Annotated in this window: 16 protein-coding genes and 1 tRNA gene; 7 read left to right on the top strand and 10 right to left on the bottom strand. The window is 71.2% G+C overall.

Annotation, left to right across the window (positions count from 1 at the left end):
• Positions 1-38: 38 nt before the first annotated feature.
• The 4 genes from gor to ABL310_RS06325 form a co-directional block, all read right to left on the bottom strand.
• Complete coding sequence (gene gor / locus ABL310_RS06340; protein WP_349370847.1) at positions 39-1433, bottom strand: glutathione-disulfide reductase; 1395 nt, start codon at positions 1431-1433, stop codon at positions 39-41.
• Between the two features lie 40 nt (positions 1434-1473).
• Positions 1474-2034 carry a DUF2059 domain-containing protein gene (locus ABL310_RS06335; protein ID WP_349370846.1) on the bottom strand — a complete coding sequence of 187 codons (561 nt, stop codon included), beginning with the start codon at positions 2032-2034 and terminating at the stop codon, positions 1474-1476.
• A 38-nt stretch (positions 2035-2072) separates the two neighbouring features.
• Positions 2073-2771 carry a ribose-5-phosphate isomerase RpiA gene (rpiA, locus tag ABL310_RS06330; RefSeq protein WP_349370845.1) on the bottom strand — a complete coding sequence of 233 codons (699 nt, stop codon included), beginning with the start codon at positions 2769-2771 and terminating at the stop codon, positions 2073-2075.
• A gap of 118 nt (positions 2772-2889) precedes the next feature.
• Positions 2890-3330: a hypothetical protein gene (locus ABL310_RS06325; RefSeq protein WP_349370844.1), complete on the bottom strand. Its 441-nt coding sequence runs from the start codon at positions 3328-3330 to the stop codon at positions 2890-2892.
• A gap of 156 nt (positions 3331-3486) precedes the next feature.
• On the opposite strand from ABL310_RS06325, the gene ABL310_RS06320 reads away from it, so the two are divergent.
• On the top strand, positions 3487-4164 hold the full coding sequence (locus ABL310_RS06320; protein ID WP_349370843.1) for an HAD family hydrolase: 678 nt from the start codon (positions 3487-3489) through the stop codon (positions 4162-4164).
• Positions 4165-4202: 38 nt separating this feature from the next.
• Here the strand turns inward: ABL310_RS06320 and ABL310_RS06315 are convergent.
• Positions 4203-4277 (bottom strand) — tRNA-Val (locus ABL310_RS06315).
• Between the two features lie 287 nt (positions 4278-4564).
• Here ABL310_RS06315 and ABL310_RS06310 point away from each other — a divergent pair.
• Positions 4565-5152 (top strand): L,D-transpeptidase, encoded by a 588-nt coding sequence (locus ABL310_RS06310; protein WP_349370842.1) that lies wholly within the window; start codon positions 4565-4567, stop codon positions 5150-5152.
• Positions 5153-5255: 103 nt separating this feature from the next.
• Here ABL310_RS06310 and ABL310_RS06305 read toward each other — a convergent pair whose 3' ends face one another.
• Positions 5256-5654, bottom strand: coding sequence for a DUF971 domain-containing protein (locus tag ABL310_RS06305; RefSeq protein WP_349370841.1), 399 nt, complete (start codon positions 5652-5654; stop codon positions 5256-5258).
• Between the two features lie 215 nt (positions 5655-5869).
• Here ABL310_RS06305 and moaA point away from each other — a divergent pair, with 215 nt between their 5' ends.
• Positions 5870-6859: a GTP 3',8-cyclase MoaA gene (moaA, locus tag ABL310_RS06300; protein WP_349372007.1), complete on the top strand. Its 990-nt coding sequence runs from the start codon at positions 5870-5872 to the stop codon at positions 6857-6859.
• Positions 6856-7524 (top strand): methyltransferase domain-containing protein, encoded by a 669-nt coding sequence (locus ABL310_RS06295; RefSeq protein WP_349370840.1) that lies wholly within the window; start codon positions 6856-6858, stop codon positions 7522-7524. Before moaA ends, ABL310_RS06295 begins: the two co-directional genes overlap by 4 nt.
• Here the strand turns inward: ABL310_RS06295 and ABL310_RS06290 are convergent.
• Together ABL310_RS06290 and ABL310_RS06285 are read right to left on the bottom strand one after the other, a co-directional pair.
• Complete coding sequence (locus ABL310_RS06290; RefSeq protein ID WP_349370839.1) at positions 7502-9415, bottom strand: ABC transporter ATP-binding protein/permease; 1914 nt, start codon at positions 9413-9415, stop codon at positions 7502-7504. The genes ABL310_RS06295 and ABL310_RS06290 overlap by 23 nt on opposite strands.
• 111 nt (positions 9416-9526) lie before the next feature.
• Positions 9527-9796: a hypothetical protein gene (locus tag ABL310_RS06285; protein WP_349370838.1), complete on the bottom strand. Its 270-nt coding sequence runs from the start codon at positions 9794-9796 to the stop codon at positions 9527-9529.
• 282 nt (positions 9797-10078) lie between these two features.
• Between ABL310_RS06285 and cysS the strand changes: the two genes are divergently transcribed.
• From cysS to cimA, 3 genes are all read left to right on the top strand, one after another.
• On the top strand, positions 10079-11515 hold the full coding sequence (gene cysS, locus ABL310_RS06280) for a cysteine--tRNA ligase (protein WP_349370837.1): 1437 nt from the start codon (positions 10079-10081) through the stop codon (positions 11513-11515).
• A 289-nt stretch (positions 11516-11804) separates the two neighbouring features.
• Entirely contained in the window at positions 11805-12329 is a 525-nt protein-coding gene (locus ABL310_RS06275) for a GNAT family N-acetyltransferase (protein ID WP_349370836.1), read from the top strand.
• Positions 12326-13918: a citramalate synthase gene (gene cimA, locus ABL310_RS06270; protein ID WP_349370835.1), complete on the top strand. Its 1593-nt coding sequence runs from the start codon at positions 12326-12328 to the stop codon at positions 13916-13918. The genes ABL310_RS06275 and cimA overlap by 4 nt, the downstream gene beginning before the upstream one ends.
• Positions 13919-13922: 4 nt before the next feature.
• On the opposite strand, the gene pdeM is transcribed toward cimA, so the two are convergent.
• Positions 13923-14633 carry a ligase-associated DNA damage response endonuclease PdeM gene (gene pdeM, locus ABL310_RS06265; RefSeq protein WP_374730373.1) on the bottom strand — a complete coding sequence of 237 codons (711 nt, stop codon included), beginning with the start codon at positions 14631-14633 and terminating at the stop codon, positions 13923-13925.
• 83 nt (positions 14634-14716) lie between these two features.
• Positions 14717-15460: a sulfite exporter TauE/SafE family protein gene (locus tag ABL310_RS06260; protein WP_349370834.1), complete on the bottom strand. Its 744-nt coding sequence runs from the start codon at positions 15458-15460 to the stop codon at positions 14717-14719.
• Positions 15461-15601 lie beyond the last annotated feature (141 nt).

Raw genomic sequence — 15601 nt, 5'->3', positions numbered from 1 at the left:
ATCGCGATATGCCGACAAGTCCGGAGGGAGCCTCCCGCCTATCCCGCCGACGTCCCCTTCTTCACCTCGACGTGCGGCGTGCGCATCGTCACCAGCTCCTCCGCCGCCGTGGGGTGCACCGCGATGGTGCGGTCGAAGTCCGCCTTCGTCGCGCCCATCATCACGGCGATGCCGGCGAGCTGGATCATCTCGGCGGCGTCGCGGCCGAAGAGGTGGACGCCCATCACCACGTCGCTCGTCTTGTCGACGACGAGCTTCATGAAGACCGGGTCGTCGCGGCCCGACAGGGTGGCGCGCATGGAGCGGAAGGCCGTCTTGTAGATCACGACCTCGCCCGCACGCTGGCGCGCCAGCGTCTCCGAGCAGCCGACCGTGCCGATCTCGGGGGTCGAGAACACGGCGGTGGGGATGATCTCGTGGTCGACCATGGTCGGCTTGTCGCCGAACACCGTGTCGGCGAAGGCGTGCCCCTCGCGGATCGCGACCGGGGTGAGCGCCGCGCGGTTCGTCACGTCGCCCACCGCCCAGATCGAGGGGCAGAGCGTACGCGAATAGCCGTCGACGACGATCGCGCCGCCGTCGTCGAGCGCGACGCCGGTCGTCTCGAGCCCGAGATCGGCGGTGTTCGGCTTGCGGCCGGTGGCCACGAGCACCTGGTCGTAGGTCCCGCGCGAGCCGTCGGCGTAGGTCGCGGCGACGGCCCCGTCGGCGTCGCGCTCGAGCCGCTCGAGCGTCGTGCCGAACTTGAGCGCCACGCCCTTGCGCTCGTAGGCCGCGCCGAGCCGGTCGCGCAGCTCCTCGTCGAAGCCGCGCAGCAGCTTGTCGCCGCGCAGCGACATCGTCACCGTCGAGCCGAGCCCGGCGAAGATGCCCGCGAACTCGACGCCGATATAGCCGCCGCCGACGACGAGGATGCGCTTCGGCTGCTCCTTCAGGTCGAAGATCTCGTTCGAGGTGATGCCCAGCTCGCCGCCCGGGATCATCGGCTCGAGCGAGGGGCGCGCGCCCACGGCGATCAGGATGTGGCGGGCACGAAAGACCTCGCCGGTCGAGAGCAGGCGCACCGCGTGCGGTCCCTCCAGCACCGCGCGCCCGTCGAGCACCCGCACGCCCGCCTTCTCGAGATTGCCGCGATAGACGCCCTCGAGCCGGGCGATCTCCTTGTCCTTGTTGGCGATCAGCGTCGGCCAGTCGAACGCGGTCTCGCCGACGCTCCAGCCGTAGCCGGCGGCGTCGGCGAAGTCGTCCGTGAAGCGCGAGGCGAGAACCATCAGCTTCTTGGGAACGCAGCCGCGGATCACGCAGGTGCCGCCGTAGCGGAATTCCTCGGCGACGGCGACCCGCGCGCCGTAGCCGGCCGCGATGCGGGCGGCGCGCACGCCGCCGGAGCCGCCCCCGATCACGAACAGGTCGAGGTCGAAATCGTCGCTCATGGGGCTGCCTTCCCGGTTCGGGCGCGACGGCGCGCGCGGGTCACTGCTGCGTCTGGGCGCCGCCCTGCTGCGCCTGCGCCTCGCGACGCTCCACCATCTCCGCCTGGACCCGGATCTGCAGATACTCGTTGAGCTCGCGCGACCAGACCTGCATCTCCGAGATGAGCCCGTCGAGGATGGCGGGCTGGACCTCGACGTAGCGCTTGCCGGCTTCGGTGTCGAAGAACGCGGCGATCTGCGTCAGCTCCTGCTCCGACAGGCGCGCCGCGATGACGCGGGCGGCGCGGTTCACCATCGCGCGGCGCTGGAGATCCATCTCCGGCCGCAGGTCCTGGATCACCTCGGTGACGTCGTCCACGAGCGCGGGATTGCGGCCGTACTGGCGCAGCAGCGCCTCCTGCATCTGCGGGATCACCGCCTCGAAGGAGCGCGAAAGGCCCGAGGAGGTGACGACCTCGCGGGCGAGCGCGAGGTGGCTTTCGGAGAACTGCGCCTGCTGGGCGGGCGTCGTCTCGGTCTGGGCGCGAGCCCCGGTCGTCGCGCCGGCGCCGGCGATCAGCGCGAGGGCCAGCGTCGAGGCGGCGAAGAGGGTGCGAATCATGGTCGGTTCAGCTCCGATATTCTCTCGGATGGTCGGTATCAGACGTCGCCGAGCGTGACGAGGCCGTCCTCCGTGGCGAGGACGGCGCCGGTCGCGAGGCCGAGGAAGAGGCCGTGCTCGACCACGCCGGGGACGGTGGCGAGCGCCGCGGCGAGGGCGTCGGGGGCCTCGATCGTCCCGAGATGGGCGTCGAGGATGAAGTGGCCGCCGTCGGTGACGTATGGCGCATTGTCCGTGGCGCTTCTGAGGCGAAGCTCCCCGCTCGCCCCCGCGACCGCGATCGCCCGCGCGACGGCGCGACGCGTCGCCTCGAGCCCGAAGGGCGCCACCTCGATGGGAAGCGGGAAGCGGCCGAGGCGCGCCACGCGCTTCGAGCCGTCCGCGATGACGATCATGCGGCGCGAGGCCGCGGCGACGATCTTCTCGCGCAGGAGCGCGCCCCCTCCACCCTTGACCAGGTCGAGGGCGTCGTTGAGCTCGTCGGCGCCGTCGACCGTGAGGTCGAGCTCGGGAAACTCGTCGAGCGTCGCGAGGCGAATGCCCTCGGCCTGGGCCTGCGCACGGGTGGCCTCGGACGTCGGCACCGCGATCACGTCGAGCCCGCCGCGCACGCGATCCCCGAGGAGCGAGACGAAGTGCTTGGCCGTCGAGCCGGTCCCGAGCCCGAGCTTCATCCCGTCCTCGACGAGCGTCAACGCCCGGGCCGCGGCGGCCCGCTTGAGAGTGTCGGCGTTCACGGGCGTCCTCCCGTGAGCGCGAAGCGATGCTGTGCGACGGTCATGCCTCGGATCCCCGCGTCTCGAAGCGGGGTCCTTAACACGCGTCAGGCGTCTCGGGAAAGCGCGGGTGCGCGCCTCACTGCGTCGAGCCGGTCGTATCGGGCGTGGCGGGCGCCTCCGCCGTGGCGACGGGCGAGACCGTCTCGGGGGGCGTGCACACGACCTTCTCCTCGAAGACGTAGCACACGCTCATCTCGCCCGTGCGGTAGTCGACGCGGAAGACGCCGCCCTCGCGCTCGTGATGCGAGGAGACGAGGCCGTACTCGCCGGGCTCCTGCGCCTCGGCGCCCTCCCCCGGACCGAAGCACAGCGTCACGCCGACGGTGCCTTCCTTGAGCGCGTACTGGCAGGAGGAGACCTCGCCGGTGACGCGGTCGATGCGGTAGAGGCGGTTCAGGTCGGTCTGCGGCGCGGGCACGAACTCGAAGGCCGAGGCGCGAACCTCCGGCGCCGCGGCGAGCGCGCCGGCGAGGCCGAGGCAGGCGGCGGCGAGCGCGCGAAGGGTCGTCGGCATCATCATCCTCTCCCGATCGTCGGGAGCCCGCGCGAATCGCGGACGGCCCCCGTCGCCCAAGGTCCGCCGTCATGGTTGACGAGCGGTTAACGCCGACGCGACTGACGGGCGTCGCCGCGCGCGCTATACCCGGCGCGGAGAGCCTCACCGGAGCGAATCATGCCGAACAGCCCCCTCGTCGTCTTCGATCTCGACGGCACCCTGGCCGACACGGCCGAGGACCTGATCGCCATCCTCAACCAGCTGCTGGAGGAGGAGCGCATGGAGACGATGCCGACCTCGGAAGCCGGCGCGCTGATCGGGGCCGGCGCGCGCGCGCTGATCTCCCGCGGCTTCGCCCGCGCCGGGGCCGAGCTCGCGCCGGAGAAGCTGGAGGCGCTGTTCGAGGTCTTCCTCGAGCGCTACGCGGCGAACATCTGCACCGAGACGCGGCTCTATCCCGGCGCGCTCGAGGCCATGGACCGGCTTTCGGCCGAGGGCTACGGGCTCGCCGTGTGCACCAACAAGCCGGAGCGGCACTCGCTGCTTCTGCTGGAGGCGCTCGGCGTGCTCGGCCGCTTCCGCGCGATCGCCGGGCGGGACACCTTCCCCTTCTTCAAGCCGGACCCCCGCCACCTGACGCTGACGATCGATCGCGCGGGGGGCGACGCCGCCCGCAGCGTCATGATCGGCGACAGCCTCACCGACATCACGACCGCCAAGGCCGCCGGCGTGCCGGTGATCGCGGTGCCCTTCGGCTATACCGACCGGCCGGTGGCCGAGCTCGGTCCGGACCTGCTGATCGAGCATTTCGACGAGCTGGCCGACGCGGTGGCGCGGGTGATGGCGGGGCGTTGAGGAACCCGCATGCCGTCGCTCGTAGGGAAGCCTCGGAATGGTGGGCGCGACAGGGATTGAACCTGTGACCCTTCGCGTGTGAAGCGAATGCTCTCCCGCTGAGCTACGCGCCCGTTCCGAGGCGCGTTCAATAGGCTGCCGCGCGGGCGGCGTCAAGCGGGCCGCGGCGGGAAATCGCCGAGAAATCGCGCAGGAAAATTTCGCCTCCCGCGTCGAACGCGCAACACCCCATTCACGGGATTCTGATTATGGTCGGACCGCGGCATTTCGTAGGCTGTCGCGTGGCGCCGTTCGAGCCGGCGTCGCTCCGGCGCTGTCCGGACGCGGCGCGCGGGGCGGAACGGAGGCCGCGGGACGGGCGTATCGTCCGCAGTCGGTGACAGCGAAGGACCAGAGGCTCATGCGGTTCGTTCTCTCCTTGGCCATGACGTTCGCGCTCGCGCTCGGCGTCATCGCCCTCCAGCCGACGCGCGCGTCGGCCGAATGGCTCAACCCCGCGATCCTGAACGGCGACGTCGCTCCCGGCGGCGGCTTGTTCCAGGGCTCGCCGATCCCGCGGCGCGTCGTCGACTACGACACCCGCTACGCTCCGGGCACCATCGTGATCAGCCACAGCGAGCGTCGGCTCTATCTCGTCCAGGAGGGCGGCAAGGCGATCCGCTACGGCGTCGGCGTCGGCCGTCCGGGCTTCGGATGGCGCGGCTCCTATCGCATCACCCGCAAGGCCGAGTGGCCGGATTGGCGCCCGCCCGCGGCGATGCGCCGTCGCCAGCCCGAGCTTCCCGTCTTCATGGCCGGCGGCCCGGAGAACCCGCTGGGGGCCCGCGCGCTCTACATCGGCAACACGCTCTGGCGCATCCACGGCTCCAACGAGCCGCAGACCATCGGCCAGGCGGTCTCGTCCGGCTGCGTCCGGATGACCAACGACGACGTGATCGACCTGTACAACCGCATCCGCGTCGGCGCGCGGATCGTGATGACGAACTGATCGGTCCCGCACGACACGCATCCGGTCCGACCCGCCCGCCGCGCGTACCTCCAGCGCGGCGGGCGCGTTCGTTCTCGCGCCGGTGAGGCGCCCCCGCGCCCCCTCACCGCCGCCGCGCGGGCTCCCGCGAGAGGCCCTTGGCCGCGAGCTCGGAGAGATACTCGCTCCAGCGCTCGCCATGCTCCTCGCCGAGCCGGCGGAGGTAGTCCCAGCCGTAGATGCCGGTGTCGTGCATGTCGTCGAAGACGAGCTTGACGGCGTAGTTGCCCACCGGCTCGACGCCGATGATCATCACCTCCATCTTGCCCGGCACGGTCTTGCGCTCGGAGGGGGAGTGCCCCTGCACCTCCGCCGAGGGGCTCGTCACCCGCAGGTACTCCGCCGGCAGGGCGAACGTCGCGCCGTCGTCGAAGATCGCCGTCAGGGTGCGCCGGTCCTTCGAGACCCGCAGCTCCGTCGGCCAGGGGGTATTCGCCGCATTCGCCTTTTCCGTCGCGCCCATCCGTTCACGCCTTTCGCATCGCGCCGCGCGCATGCGTTGACGCCGCGCGGCTTCTCTTCCATCCTCGCGCGCCCATATAGCGCGGACGGGCCGCGCAGGCTAATGAAGGCGCACGGAACGCGCCTCGTGACGGGAGTGGAGAACGAGCGATGAGCGCAGGCGATCGGATCGAGCTGCCGGGAACGCCGCAGGACGGCGCCGCCGCGGGCGCGCCGATGATCGACCCCTTCGGGCGGGCGATTTCCTATCTGCGCGTCTCGGTCACGGATCGCTGCGATTTCCGCTGCGTCTACTGCATGTCCGAGGACATGACCTTCCTGCCCAAGCGCGACCTGCTCACCCTCGAGGAGCTCGACCGGCTGTGCACGGTCTTCGTCCGCCACGGGGTGCGCAAGCTGCGCATCACCGGCGGCGAGCCGCTCGTGCGCAGGGACATCATGACCCTCTTCCGCAGCCTCGGGCGCCACCTCGACAGCGGAGCGCTGGAGGAGCTGACGGTCACCACCAACGGCTCGCAGCTCGCCCGCCACGCGGCCGAGCTCGCCGCGGTCGGCGTGAAGCGCGTCAACGTCTCGATGGACACGCTCGACCCGGACAAGTTCCGCACGATCACGCGTTGGGGCGACCTCGGCAAGGTGATGGCCGGCCTCGACGCCGCCCAGGCGGCGGGCCTGTCGGTCAAGATCAACGCGGTGGCGCTCAAGGGCGTCAACGAGGACGAGATCGAGCCCATGCTGGACTGGGCGCACGGTCGCGGCATGGACCTGACGCTGATCGAGGTGATGCCGCTCGGCGAGATCGAGCCCGACCGCATCGACCAGTTCCTGCCGCTCTCGCAGGTGCGCGCCCGGCTGATGGACCGCTACACGCTCACCGACCTGCCCGATCGCACCGGCGGCCCGGCGCGCTACGTGAAGGTCGAGGAGACCGGCGGGCGGCTCGGCTTCATCACGCCGATGACCCATAATTTCTGCGAGAGCTGCAACCGCGTGCGCCTCACCTGCACGGGCACGCTCTACATGTGCCTCGGCCAGGAGGACGCCGCCGACCTGCGCACGCCGCTGCGCCGCTCGGAGAGCGACGAGCCCGTCGCCCAGGCCATCCGCGACGCCATCCTCCGCAAGCCCAAGGGCCACGACTTCGTCATCGACCGACGGGTGAACCGCCCGGCGGTGGGACGGCACATGAGCGTGACGGGGGGATGAGCCGAGCCGCGGCGGATCGCTCCGAGGCGGTCGCCGGCTACGAAGCGGCGGCGGCTGCGCTGATCGCGCGCTACGACACGATTTCGGCCGCGGAGCTCCATGCTCCGCACCTTCGGCATCTGCCCGCCGGGCCGGGTCGGCTCCTCGATGTCGGCGCGGGCACGGGACGGGACGCCGCCTTCTTCGCGGCGCGCGGCTGGACGGCGCTCGCCGTCGAGCCGGCGGCGGCGTTCCGGCGCGCCGGCGCGGCGCGCCACGTCGACGGTCCCGTCGCATGGGAGGACGACCTTCTGCCCGGGCTGCCGCGGGTCCTGGCGCGCGCAGAGACCTTCGACCTCGTCCTCGTCGTCGGCGTCTGGCAGCATCTGGCGCCGCGCGATCGCGGCCCGGCGATGGAGACTCTCGCACGCCTGCTCGCCCCGGATGGCGCGCTCCTGCTCGCGTTGCGGCACGGTCCGGCGCCCGCGGACCGCGCGACCTTTCCGATCGATCCGGCGGAGACGATCGCGTGCGCCGAAGCCGCGGGCCTGCGGGCGACCTATCGGGACGAGCGCCCTGCCTTGCAGGCCGACGCCCGCGCGGCCGGCGTGCGCTGGACCTGGCTCGTGCTGGGCACCGCGGCCCGGCCCGCCCCGCGCCGCCTCACTCGCCGATCGCCACCCTGAGCGAGTCCGCGCGCTCGTCCTCGGCCCGCTTGAGCAGCTGGCGGGCCTCGTCGGCCTCACGCTGGCGGTTCCACATGGCGGCGTAGACGCCCTCCGCGGACAGCAGCTGGGCGTGCGAGCCGCGCTCGACGATCTCGCCCTTGTCGAGCACGATGATCTCGTCGGCGCCGACGACCGTCGACAGCCGGTGGGCGATGACGAGGGTCGTGCGCCCGCGGCTCACCCGGTCGAGCGCGTCCTGGATCTCCTTCTCGGTGAAGGAATCGAGCGCCGAGGTCGCCTCGTCGAGGAGCAGGATCGGCGGGCTCTTGAGGATCGTGCGGGCGATGGCGACGCGCTGCTTCTCGCCGCCCGACAGCTTGAGGCCGCGCTCGCCCACCGGCGTGTCGTAGCCCTCGGGCAGGCTCTCGATGAACCGATCGATCTGGGCGAGGCGGGCGGCCTCGCGCACCTCCTCGTCGGTGGCGTCCCAGCGGCCGTAGCGGATGTTGTAGCCGATCGTGTCGTTGAACAGGACCGTGTCCTGCGGGACCATGCCGATCGCCGAGCGCAGGCTCTCCTGCGTGATTTCGGCGACGTCCTGCCCGTCGATCAGCACGCGCCCGCCCTGCGGCTCGTAGAACCGGAACAGGAGGCGCGAGATCGTGGACTTGCCGGCGCCGGAAGGGCCGACGATGGCGATGGTCCGGCCCGCGGGGACCTCGAAGGAGATGCCCTTCAGGATCGGCCGGTCCGGATTGTACGAAAAGCGCACGTCCTCGAAGGCGACGACGCCCTTCTCGACGCGCAGCGGCGTCGCGCCGGGGCGGTCCTGGATCTCCGGATCGCGGTCGAGGATGCCGAACATGTCGGAGATGTCGATGAGCGCCTGCTTGATCTCGCGATAGACCATGCCCATGAAGTTGAGCGGAATGAAGAGCTGGATCAGCATCGAGTTGACCAGCACGAAATCGCCGATCGTGGCGTTCCCCGCCATGATGTCCATCACGGCGAAGATCATCACCGTGGTCATGCCGATCGTGAAGATCGCCGCCTGGCCGGCGTTGAGGAAGGCGAGCGAGGTGTAGGTCTGCACCGAGGCGCGCTCGTAGCGCTCCATGGAGCGATCGTAGCGCTCCATCTCCCGCCGTTCCGCGCCGAAATACTTCACCGTCTCGAAATTGAGCAGCGCGTCGATGGCCTTGGTGTTGGCGTCCGTGTCGCTCTCGTTCATCCGCTTGCGGATGGCGATGCGCCATTTGGTGGCGTAGTAGGTGAAGGCGAGATAGGCCACCACCATCACCAGCACGACGGCCGAGTAGGAGAGGTCGAACTGCCAGGCCAGGATCCCGAGCACGAGCACGAGCTCGATGATCGTCGGGATCAGGGTGAGGATCATCAGCCGCGTCAGGTCCTCGATGCCCGACCGGCCGCGCTCCAGCACGCGGGTGAGGCCACCGGTCTTGCGCTCGAGGTGAAAGCGCAGCGACAGGTGATGCAGGTGCGAGAACAGCTGCGAGGCCATCTTGCGCACCGCATGCATCGCCACCTTGGCGAAGACGCCGTCGCGCAGCTGGGTCAGCGCCGCCATCAGGATGCGGGTGAGGCCGTAGAGCACGGTGAGCAGGATCGGCGCGCCGAACAGCCAGGCCCAGGCGGGGCCGAAGGGGATCTCGGTCGCGTCGGAGGCGCCGGTGACCGCCACCAGCGCGTCGGTCGCCCATTTGAAGGTGAACGGCGTGAGCATGGTCACGCCCTTGGCCGCGACGAGCAGGGCGAAGGCGAGGAAGATGCGCCGCTGCAGGTCGACGCGACCGTGCGGCCACAGATGCGGCCACAGGCGTCCGAAGGTTCCGATCAGGCTGGCTTCGTCCCCGCCGGCGACGGCGGGGCCTTGTGTTCTCGGGGGCATGCGGCGACTTCGAGAGGTGAAAAGGTGCCGCCCTTATATGGCGGCTCGCCCACGTAAATCACCCCCGCGGGCGCGCGCAGACGGGTTGCGCCCGACGCAAGCGCCCCTCGATCAGGGCGCGCAGGAGATCGCGACGTGACCGTCCTCGACGGCGCCGAAGCGCACGACGCGGGTGAAGCCGTGGGCCTCGCACCAGGACCGGGCGACCACCGCACCGCAGGCCTCGCCCTCCGCGAGGCAGCTCGTCGCGCCGTAGCCGTCGACCGCCGGAATGCGGAACTCGCCGGCATCCGCGGCGGCGCGCGAGGTGTCGGACGGGAGCAGCATGAACGAGAACGACAGCGCGGCCGAGAGGGCCGCGAACGCGAGAAGGGCAACCACGCGACGCATTCGACGACAATCCGATTCAGATTCGACGTAAGCCCGCACCCTATGCGCGCCGGCCTTTCCGATTGGTTGAGAACCGGGGGGCGTCCGTGTCGCGAAATCGAGCGGCGGCGGCGTCTTGACTGATTCCGCGGAAAAAGGCAATCAGGACCCATGCAGACGGCGCGCACCATCGCCATTTCCATTTGTCGCTAGCGTTCACCCGCTGGCCGGAGCCGTCACGTCCTCATCCGACATCTGACATCTCCTCGAGCCGGCGGGCGCGGAGGAGGTCGCATGACCGAAGAAAAGGTCGAGGATCGCGGGTCCGCCGGGAGCGGGCTCGTCCTGTACAGCACGCTGACGCGCGAGAAGGCGCCGTTCCGGCCGCTCGATCCCGCGCGGGTGCGGATGTACGTCTGCGGCCCCACGGTCTACGACTTCGCGCATATCGGCAACGCGCGCCCGCTGATCGTCTTCGACGTGCTGTTCCGGCTCCTGCGGCACCTCTACGGGCCGGAGCACGTCGTCTACGTGCGCAACATCACGGACGTCGACGACAAGATCAACGCCCGCGCCGCCCGCGACTTTCCCGGCCTGCCGCTCAACGACGCCATCCGCCGGGTGACGGAAGCGACCGAGGCGCGCTTCAAGGCGGACGCGGCCGCGCTCGGCAACCTGCCGCCGACCGTCGAGCCGCGCGCCACCGAGCACATCGCCGAGATGCGCGACATCATCGAGCGCCTCGTCGCCCGCGGCGTCGCCTATGTCGCGGACGGGCACGTGCTGTTCTCGGTTTCCGCCATGGACCGGTTGCCGAACGCGCCGCGCTACGGCTCGCTGGCGCGCCGCTCCCTCGACGAGATGCTCGCCGGCGCGCGGGTCGACGTCGCCTCCTACAAGCGCGACGAGATGGATTTCGTGCTCTGGAAGCCCTCCGCCGCGGACGAGCCGGGCTGGCCCTCGCCGGCCGGCATCGAGGGGCTCGGGCGGCCGGGCTGGCACATCGAGTGCTCGGCGATGGCGTGGAAGCACCTCGTCGCGCCCTTCGCGGGCGCGCTGGCCTGCGACGACCCGCAGGCCGAGATGTTCGACATCCACGGCGGCGGCATCGACCTCGTCTTCCCCCACCACGAGAACGAGATCGCCCAGACCTGCTGCGCCTTCGGCATCCCGCGCATGGCCAATGTCTGGATGCACAACGGCTTCCTGCAGGTCGAGGGAGAGAAGATGTCGAAGTCGCTCGGCAACTTCGTGACGATCGCCGACGTCCTGGCGGACTGGCCGGGCGAGGTCGCGCGCCTCGCCATGCTGAAGACGCATTACCGCCAGCCGATCGACTGGACGCATCGGGCGCTCGAGGAGGCCGAGCGCAACCTGCATCGCTGGTACGGCGAGGCCGGCGCGCCCGACGCCGCGCCGGACCCGGCGGTGGTCGCCGCGCTCTGCGACGACCTCAACACGCCCGCCGCCATCGCCGCGCTCCACCATTCCGAGCCCGGCGCGCGCGGCGCCGCGCTGGCGCTGATGGGCTTCTCCGGCGACCCCGCGGCGCTCGTCCGCTCGACGGCCGAGATCGACGTCGCCGCCGTCGAGGCCCTGATCGCCGAGCGCGCCGCCGCCCGCGCGGCGAAGAACTGGGCCGCGAGCGACCGCCTCCGCGACGTTCTCGCCGACATGGGCGTGACGGTGAAGGACTCGAAGGAGGGCACGACGTGGGAGCCGGCGCGATGAGGTCGATGGAGGGCTCGATGCAGGCTCTCTGGTACGTCGTGGAGAGCGACGCCACGGCCCTCCTTCCCTGTAGGGGAAGGTGGCGCGCCGCGCAGCGGCGTGACGGATGGGGCGCGGCGCGAAGCGACGCGTTCCGCGAAGCGGGAGCGCCGGCGGCGTCCGTCCCGACCGTCGATTTCGGCTTCGCCGAACGCGCGTGCCGCGCGCCCCATCCGTCTCGGCTTCGCCGAGACACCTTCCCCTACAGGGAAGGACAATCGCGTCCCGGCTTCGGCGCGAGGAGCCCCGCATGACCCGCCCCCCGCCCGTCGGCCTGCGGCCCTACCTGCCCGAGGACGCGCCCGTCTGCGCGCAGATCTTCCGCGACGCCATCGAGGCGCTCACCGGCGAGGATTACGACGTCGCGCAGCAGGAGGCCTGGGCCTCGACGGCCGACGACGTCGAGGCCTTCGCGGCGCGCCTCGGCAAGGCGCTGACCCTGGTCGCGGTGGAAGACGGCGAGGTCGTCGGCTTCGCCTCGCTCGAGGGCGGCGTGACCATCGACATGCTCTACGTCGCCCCGGACATGGCCGGGCGCGGGGTCGCGACGACGCTCTGCGACGCGCTGGAGAAGCTCGCCGCCGCGCGGGGCGCGAGGACTCTCGCCGTCCAGGCCTCCGACACCGCCCTGCCCTTCTTCATGGACCGCGGCTACGCTCCGCAGCAGCGCAACACCGTCCACCGTGCGGGCCAATGGCTCGCCAACACCACGATGACCAAGGCGATGGAGCCGCCGAAAGGCGGCGAGGAAACACCCCGGGGAAAACCGTCATGAGCGCGCGTATCCACCTGTTCGACACCACGCTTCGCGACGGCGCCCAAACCACGGGCGTCGACTTCTCGCTGGCGGACAAGATCGCCATCGCCGGCCATCTCGACGCGCTGGGCATCGACTACGTCGAGGGCGGCTATCCCGGCGCGAACCCGCTCGACACCGAGTTCTTCCGCGAGAAGCGCACACGAGCCGCCCGCTTCACCGCTTTCGGCATGACGAAGCGCGCCGGCCGCTCGGCCGCGAACGATCCCGGCGTCGCCGCGCTCCTCGACGCGGAGTGCGACGCGATCTGCTACGTCGCCAAGGCCTGGGACTATCACGTGCGCGTCGCCCTCGAGATCGAGCCCGAGGAGAACCTCGCCTCGATCCGCGAGAGCGTCGAGGCGGCGGTCGCCCGCGGGCGCGAGGCGATGGTCGATTGCGAGCATTTCTTCGACGGCTTCAAGGCGAACCCGGACTACGCCCTCGCCTGCGCCCGCACGGCCTACGAGGCCGGCGCGCGCTGGGTCGTGCTCTGCGACACCAACGGCGGCACGCTGCCCGGCGAGGTCGGCGCCATCGTGGCGCGCGTGGCGGAGGTGGTGCCGGGCGAAAGGCTCGGCATCCACGCCCACGACGATTGCGGCTGCGCCGTCGCCAACTCGCTCGCCGCGATCGAGGCGGGCGCGCGCCAGATCCAAGGCACCCTGAACGGGCTCGGAGAGCGCTGCGGCAACGCCAACCTCGTGACGCTCATCGGCACGCTGGCCTTGAAGCCCCATTTCGCCGGGCGCTACACGACCGGCGTCTCGCCCGAGGCGCTGGCGCGCCTCACGCCGGTGTCGCGGGCGATCGACGAGCTGCTCAACCGCCAGCCGAACCGCCACGCGCCGTATGTCGGCGCGAGCGCCTTCGCCACCAAGGCCGGCATCCACGCGTCCGCGGTGCTCAAGGACCCGAAGACCTACGAGCACGTCGAGCCGGAGCGTGTCGGCAACCTGCGCCGGGTGCTGGTCTCCGACCAGGGCGGCAAGTCGAACCTGCGCGCCGAGCTCGAGCGCATCGGCGTCGATCTCGGCAAGGACGACCCGCGGCTGAACCGCATGCTCTCCGTGCTCAAGGAGAAGGAGGCCCTCGGCTACGCCTACGAGGGCGCGGACGCCTCGTTCTATCTCCTCGTCAAGCGCGTGATGGGCGAGGTGCCGGCCTTCTTCGAGGTCGAGCGCTATTCGGTCAACGTCGAGCGGCGCTGGAACGCGCGCGGCGAGCTCACCACGGTGGCGGAGGCCATCGTCAAGGTGCGCGTCGGCGACGAGGTGCTGATCTCGGCGGCGGAGGGCAACGGCCCGGTCAACGCGCTCGACGTGGCGCTGCGCAAGGATCTCGGCCGCTACCAGGAGCGGATCGCCGGGCTCGAGCTCATCGACTTCAAGGTGCGCATCTTCCAGGGCGGCACCGACGCCGCCACCCGCGTGCTGGTGGAGTTCCGCGACGGCGCGGGGACGCGCTTCACCACGGTGGGCGTCTCGCCCAACATCATCGACGCCTCCTTCGAGGCGCTGACGGACGCGATCGACTACACGCTGCTCAGGTCGGGGGCGCGGGCTTGAACCCTCAATCCCCGCACAGCACCCGCGAATCCACGGCGTAGAGCCGGTCACGGCCCGCGACATGGGCGGTGAAGCCGCCGGCGAAGAGCGGGGCGAAGGCGGCGTCGCAGACGTTGAGGCCGCCCGCATAGGCCCCGAAGGCGGGCATGACGAGGCGGGCGCCGTCGGTGGCGAAGCAGCGGGCGCGCACCGCGCGGCCGCGCAGGCGCACCTTCGCCACGGGGTGGAGATGGCCCGCGATCTCCGGCGGCGCGCCGGCGCCGGGCTCGTGGCGCAGCGTCGTCCCGTCGAGATCGCAGGTCTCGGCGACCGCCCCGCCGACGGCGGCGGGAAGCGTCTCGTCGTGATTGCCGGTGAGCCAGAGCCAGTCCCGCCCCGCCTGCAGAGCGGCGAGCGCCGCGCGCTCCTCATCGCCCAGCCGATCCGGCCCGCCGACGTCGTGGAAGCTGTCGCCGAGCGCGATCACCCGCGCCGGGTCGTAAGCCGCGACCACGCGCGCGAGCCGCTCCAGGGTCTCGCGCGTGTCGTAGGGCGGCAGCAGGAAGCCGCGCCGGGCGCGCGAGGACCCCTTCTCCAGATGGAGGTCGGCGACGAGGAGCGCCCGATGGTCCGGCGCGTAGGCGACGCCCTCGCGGTCGAGCACGAGCGCCAAGGCGCCGACCGAGATCTCCGTCGGGCGCACGTCCCTGCCCTCGCTCGCCGCCAAAGCCGTCACCGCGCGCCTCCGTTCGCGTCCCGTTCTGCCTCTTCTCGCCGATTCGCTCGCCTCTGGCGAGGGGCGACCGTGTCGCGGGCCTCTCAGAGCCCGAGGCCGGTCTGGAACAGCCGCAGCGCCATCACCGCGAGGATGCCGATGATGATCCGCTCGAAGGCCTTGCGCGAAAGCTTGCCGGCGAGCCAGTTGCCGACACGCATACCGAGCGCGATCGGGACCAGCGCGACGAGCCCCTCGACGAGCCGGAAGGGCGTGAGCACGCCGGCGATCGCGAGCGAGGCCGACTGGACGAGCGCCCACGACAGGAACATCACCGACACGGCGAAGATGAAGGGCGGGCGCTCGAGCCGGAGCGCGTGCATGAACGTCACCGTCACCGGCGCGGAGATGCCCGTCGCGCCCTGCAGCACGCCGCCGACGAAGCCGACCCCCGGCGCGAGCCGGCGGCCGCGCTTGGGCGAAAGCGCGATGTGCGGCTTCGCGAGCGTGAGCACGATGTAGACCGTGACGAGGGTCGCGAGCGTCAGGGCCAGCGCCTCGGCGGGGAGCTCGGTCAGCGCCCAGGTTCCGAGCGCGATGCCGACGAGGCCGGAGACGACGAGCGGGGCGAGGAAGGGCTGATCGCCGCGCGCGTGCCGATAATGCCAGATCTGCCAGGCATTGGTGACGGCGAGCGGCGTCATCATGATCGCGAGCGCGTGCGGCACGCCGAGGAAGGCGGCGAGCACGGGGATGGCGACGATCGGCAGCCCGAGCCCGATGGCGCCCTTGACGGCGCCGCCGAGGCCCAGCGCGAGAAAGACGATCAGGAGGATCTCGAGGCTCACGTCCGGTCCGCTCCGGGGGAAAAGCCCCGTTTACGGCGCACGGGCGGCGGGCGGAAGGCGTCTTCGCGCGCATCCGCCCGGCGCTGCGCGCACGGCCCCGAAACGCGAGCCGCCCGCGCGAGAGGTCGCGCGGACGGCGGG

Origin of the sequence: Salinarimonas sp., from assembly GCF_040111675.1 — a bacterium.
Classification (GTDB): domain Bacteria; phylum Pseudomonadota; class Alphaproteobacteria; order Rhizobiales; family Beijerinckiaceae; genus Salinarimonas.
Note: the sequence above shows the minus strand (reverse complement) of the source record. Positions and strands in the feature narration are given on the sequence as shown.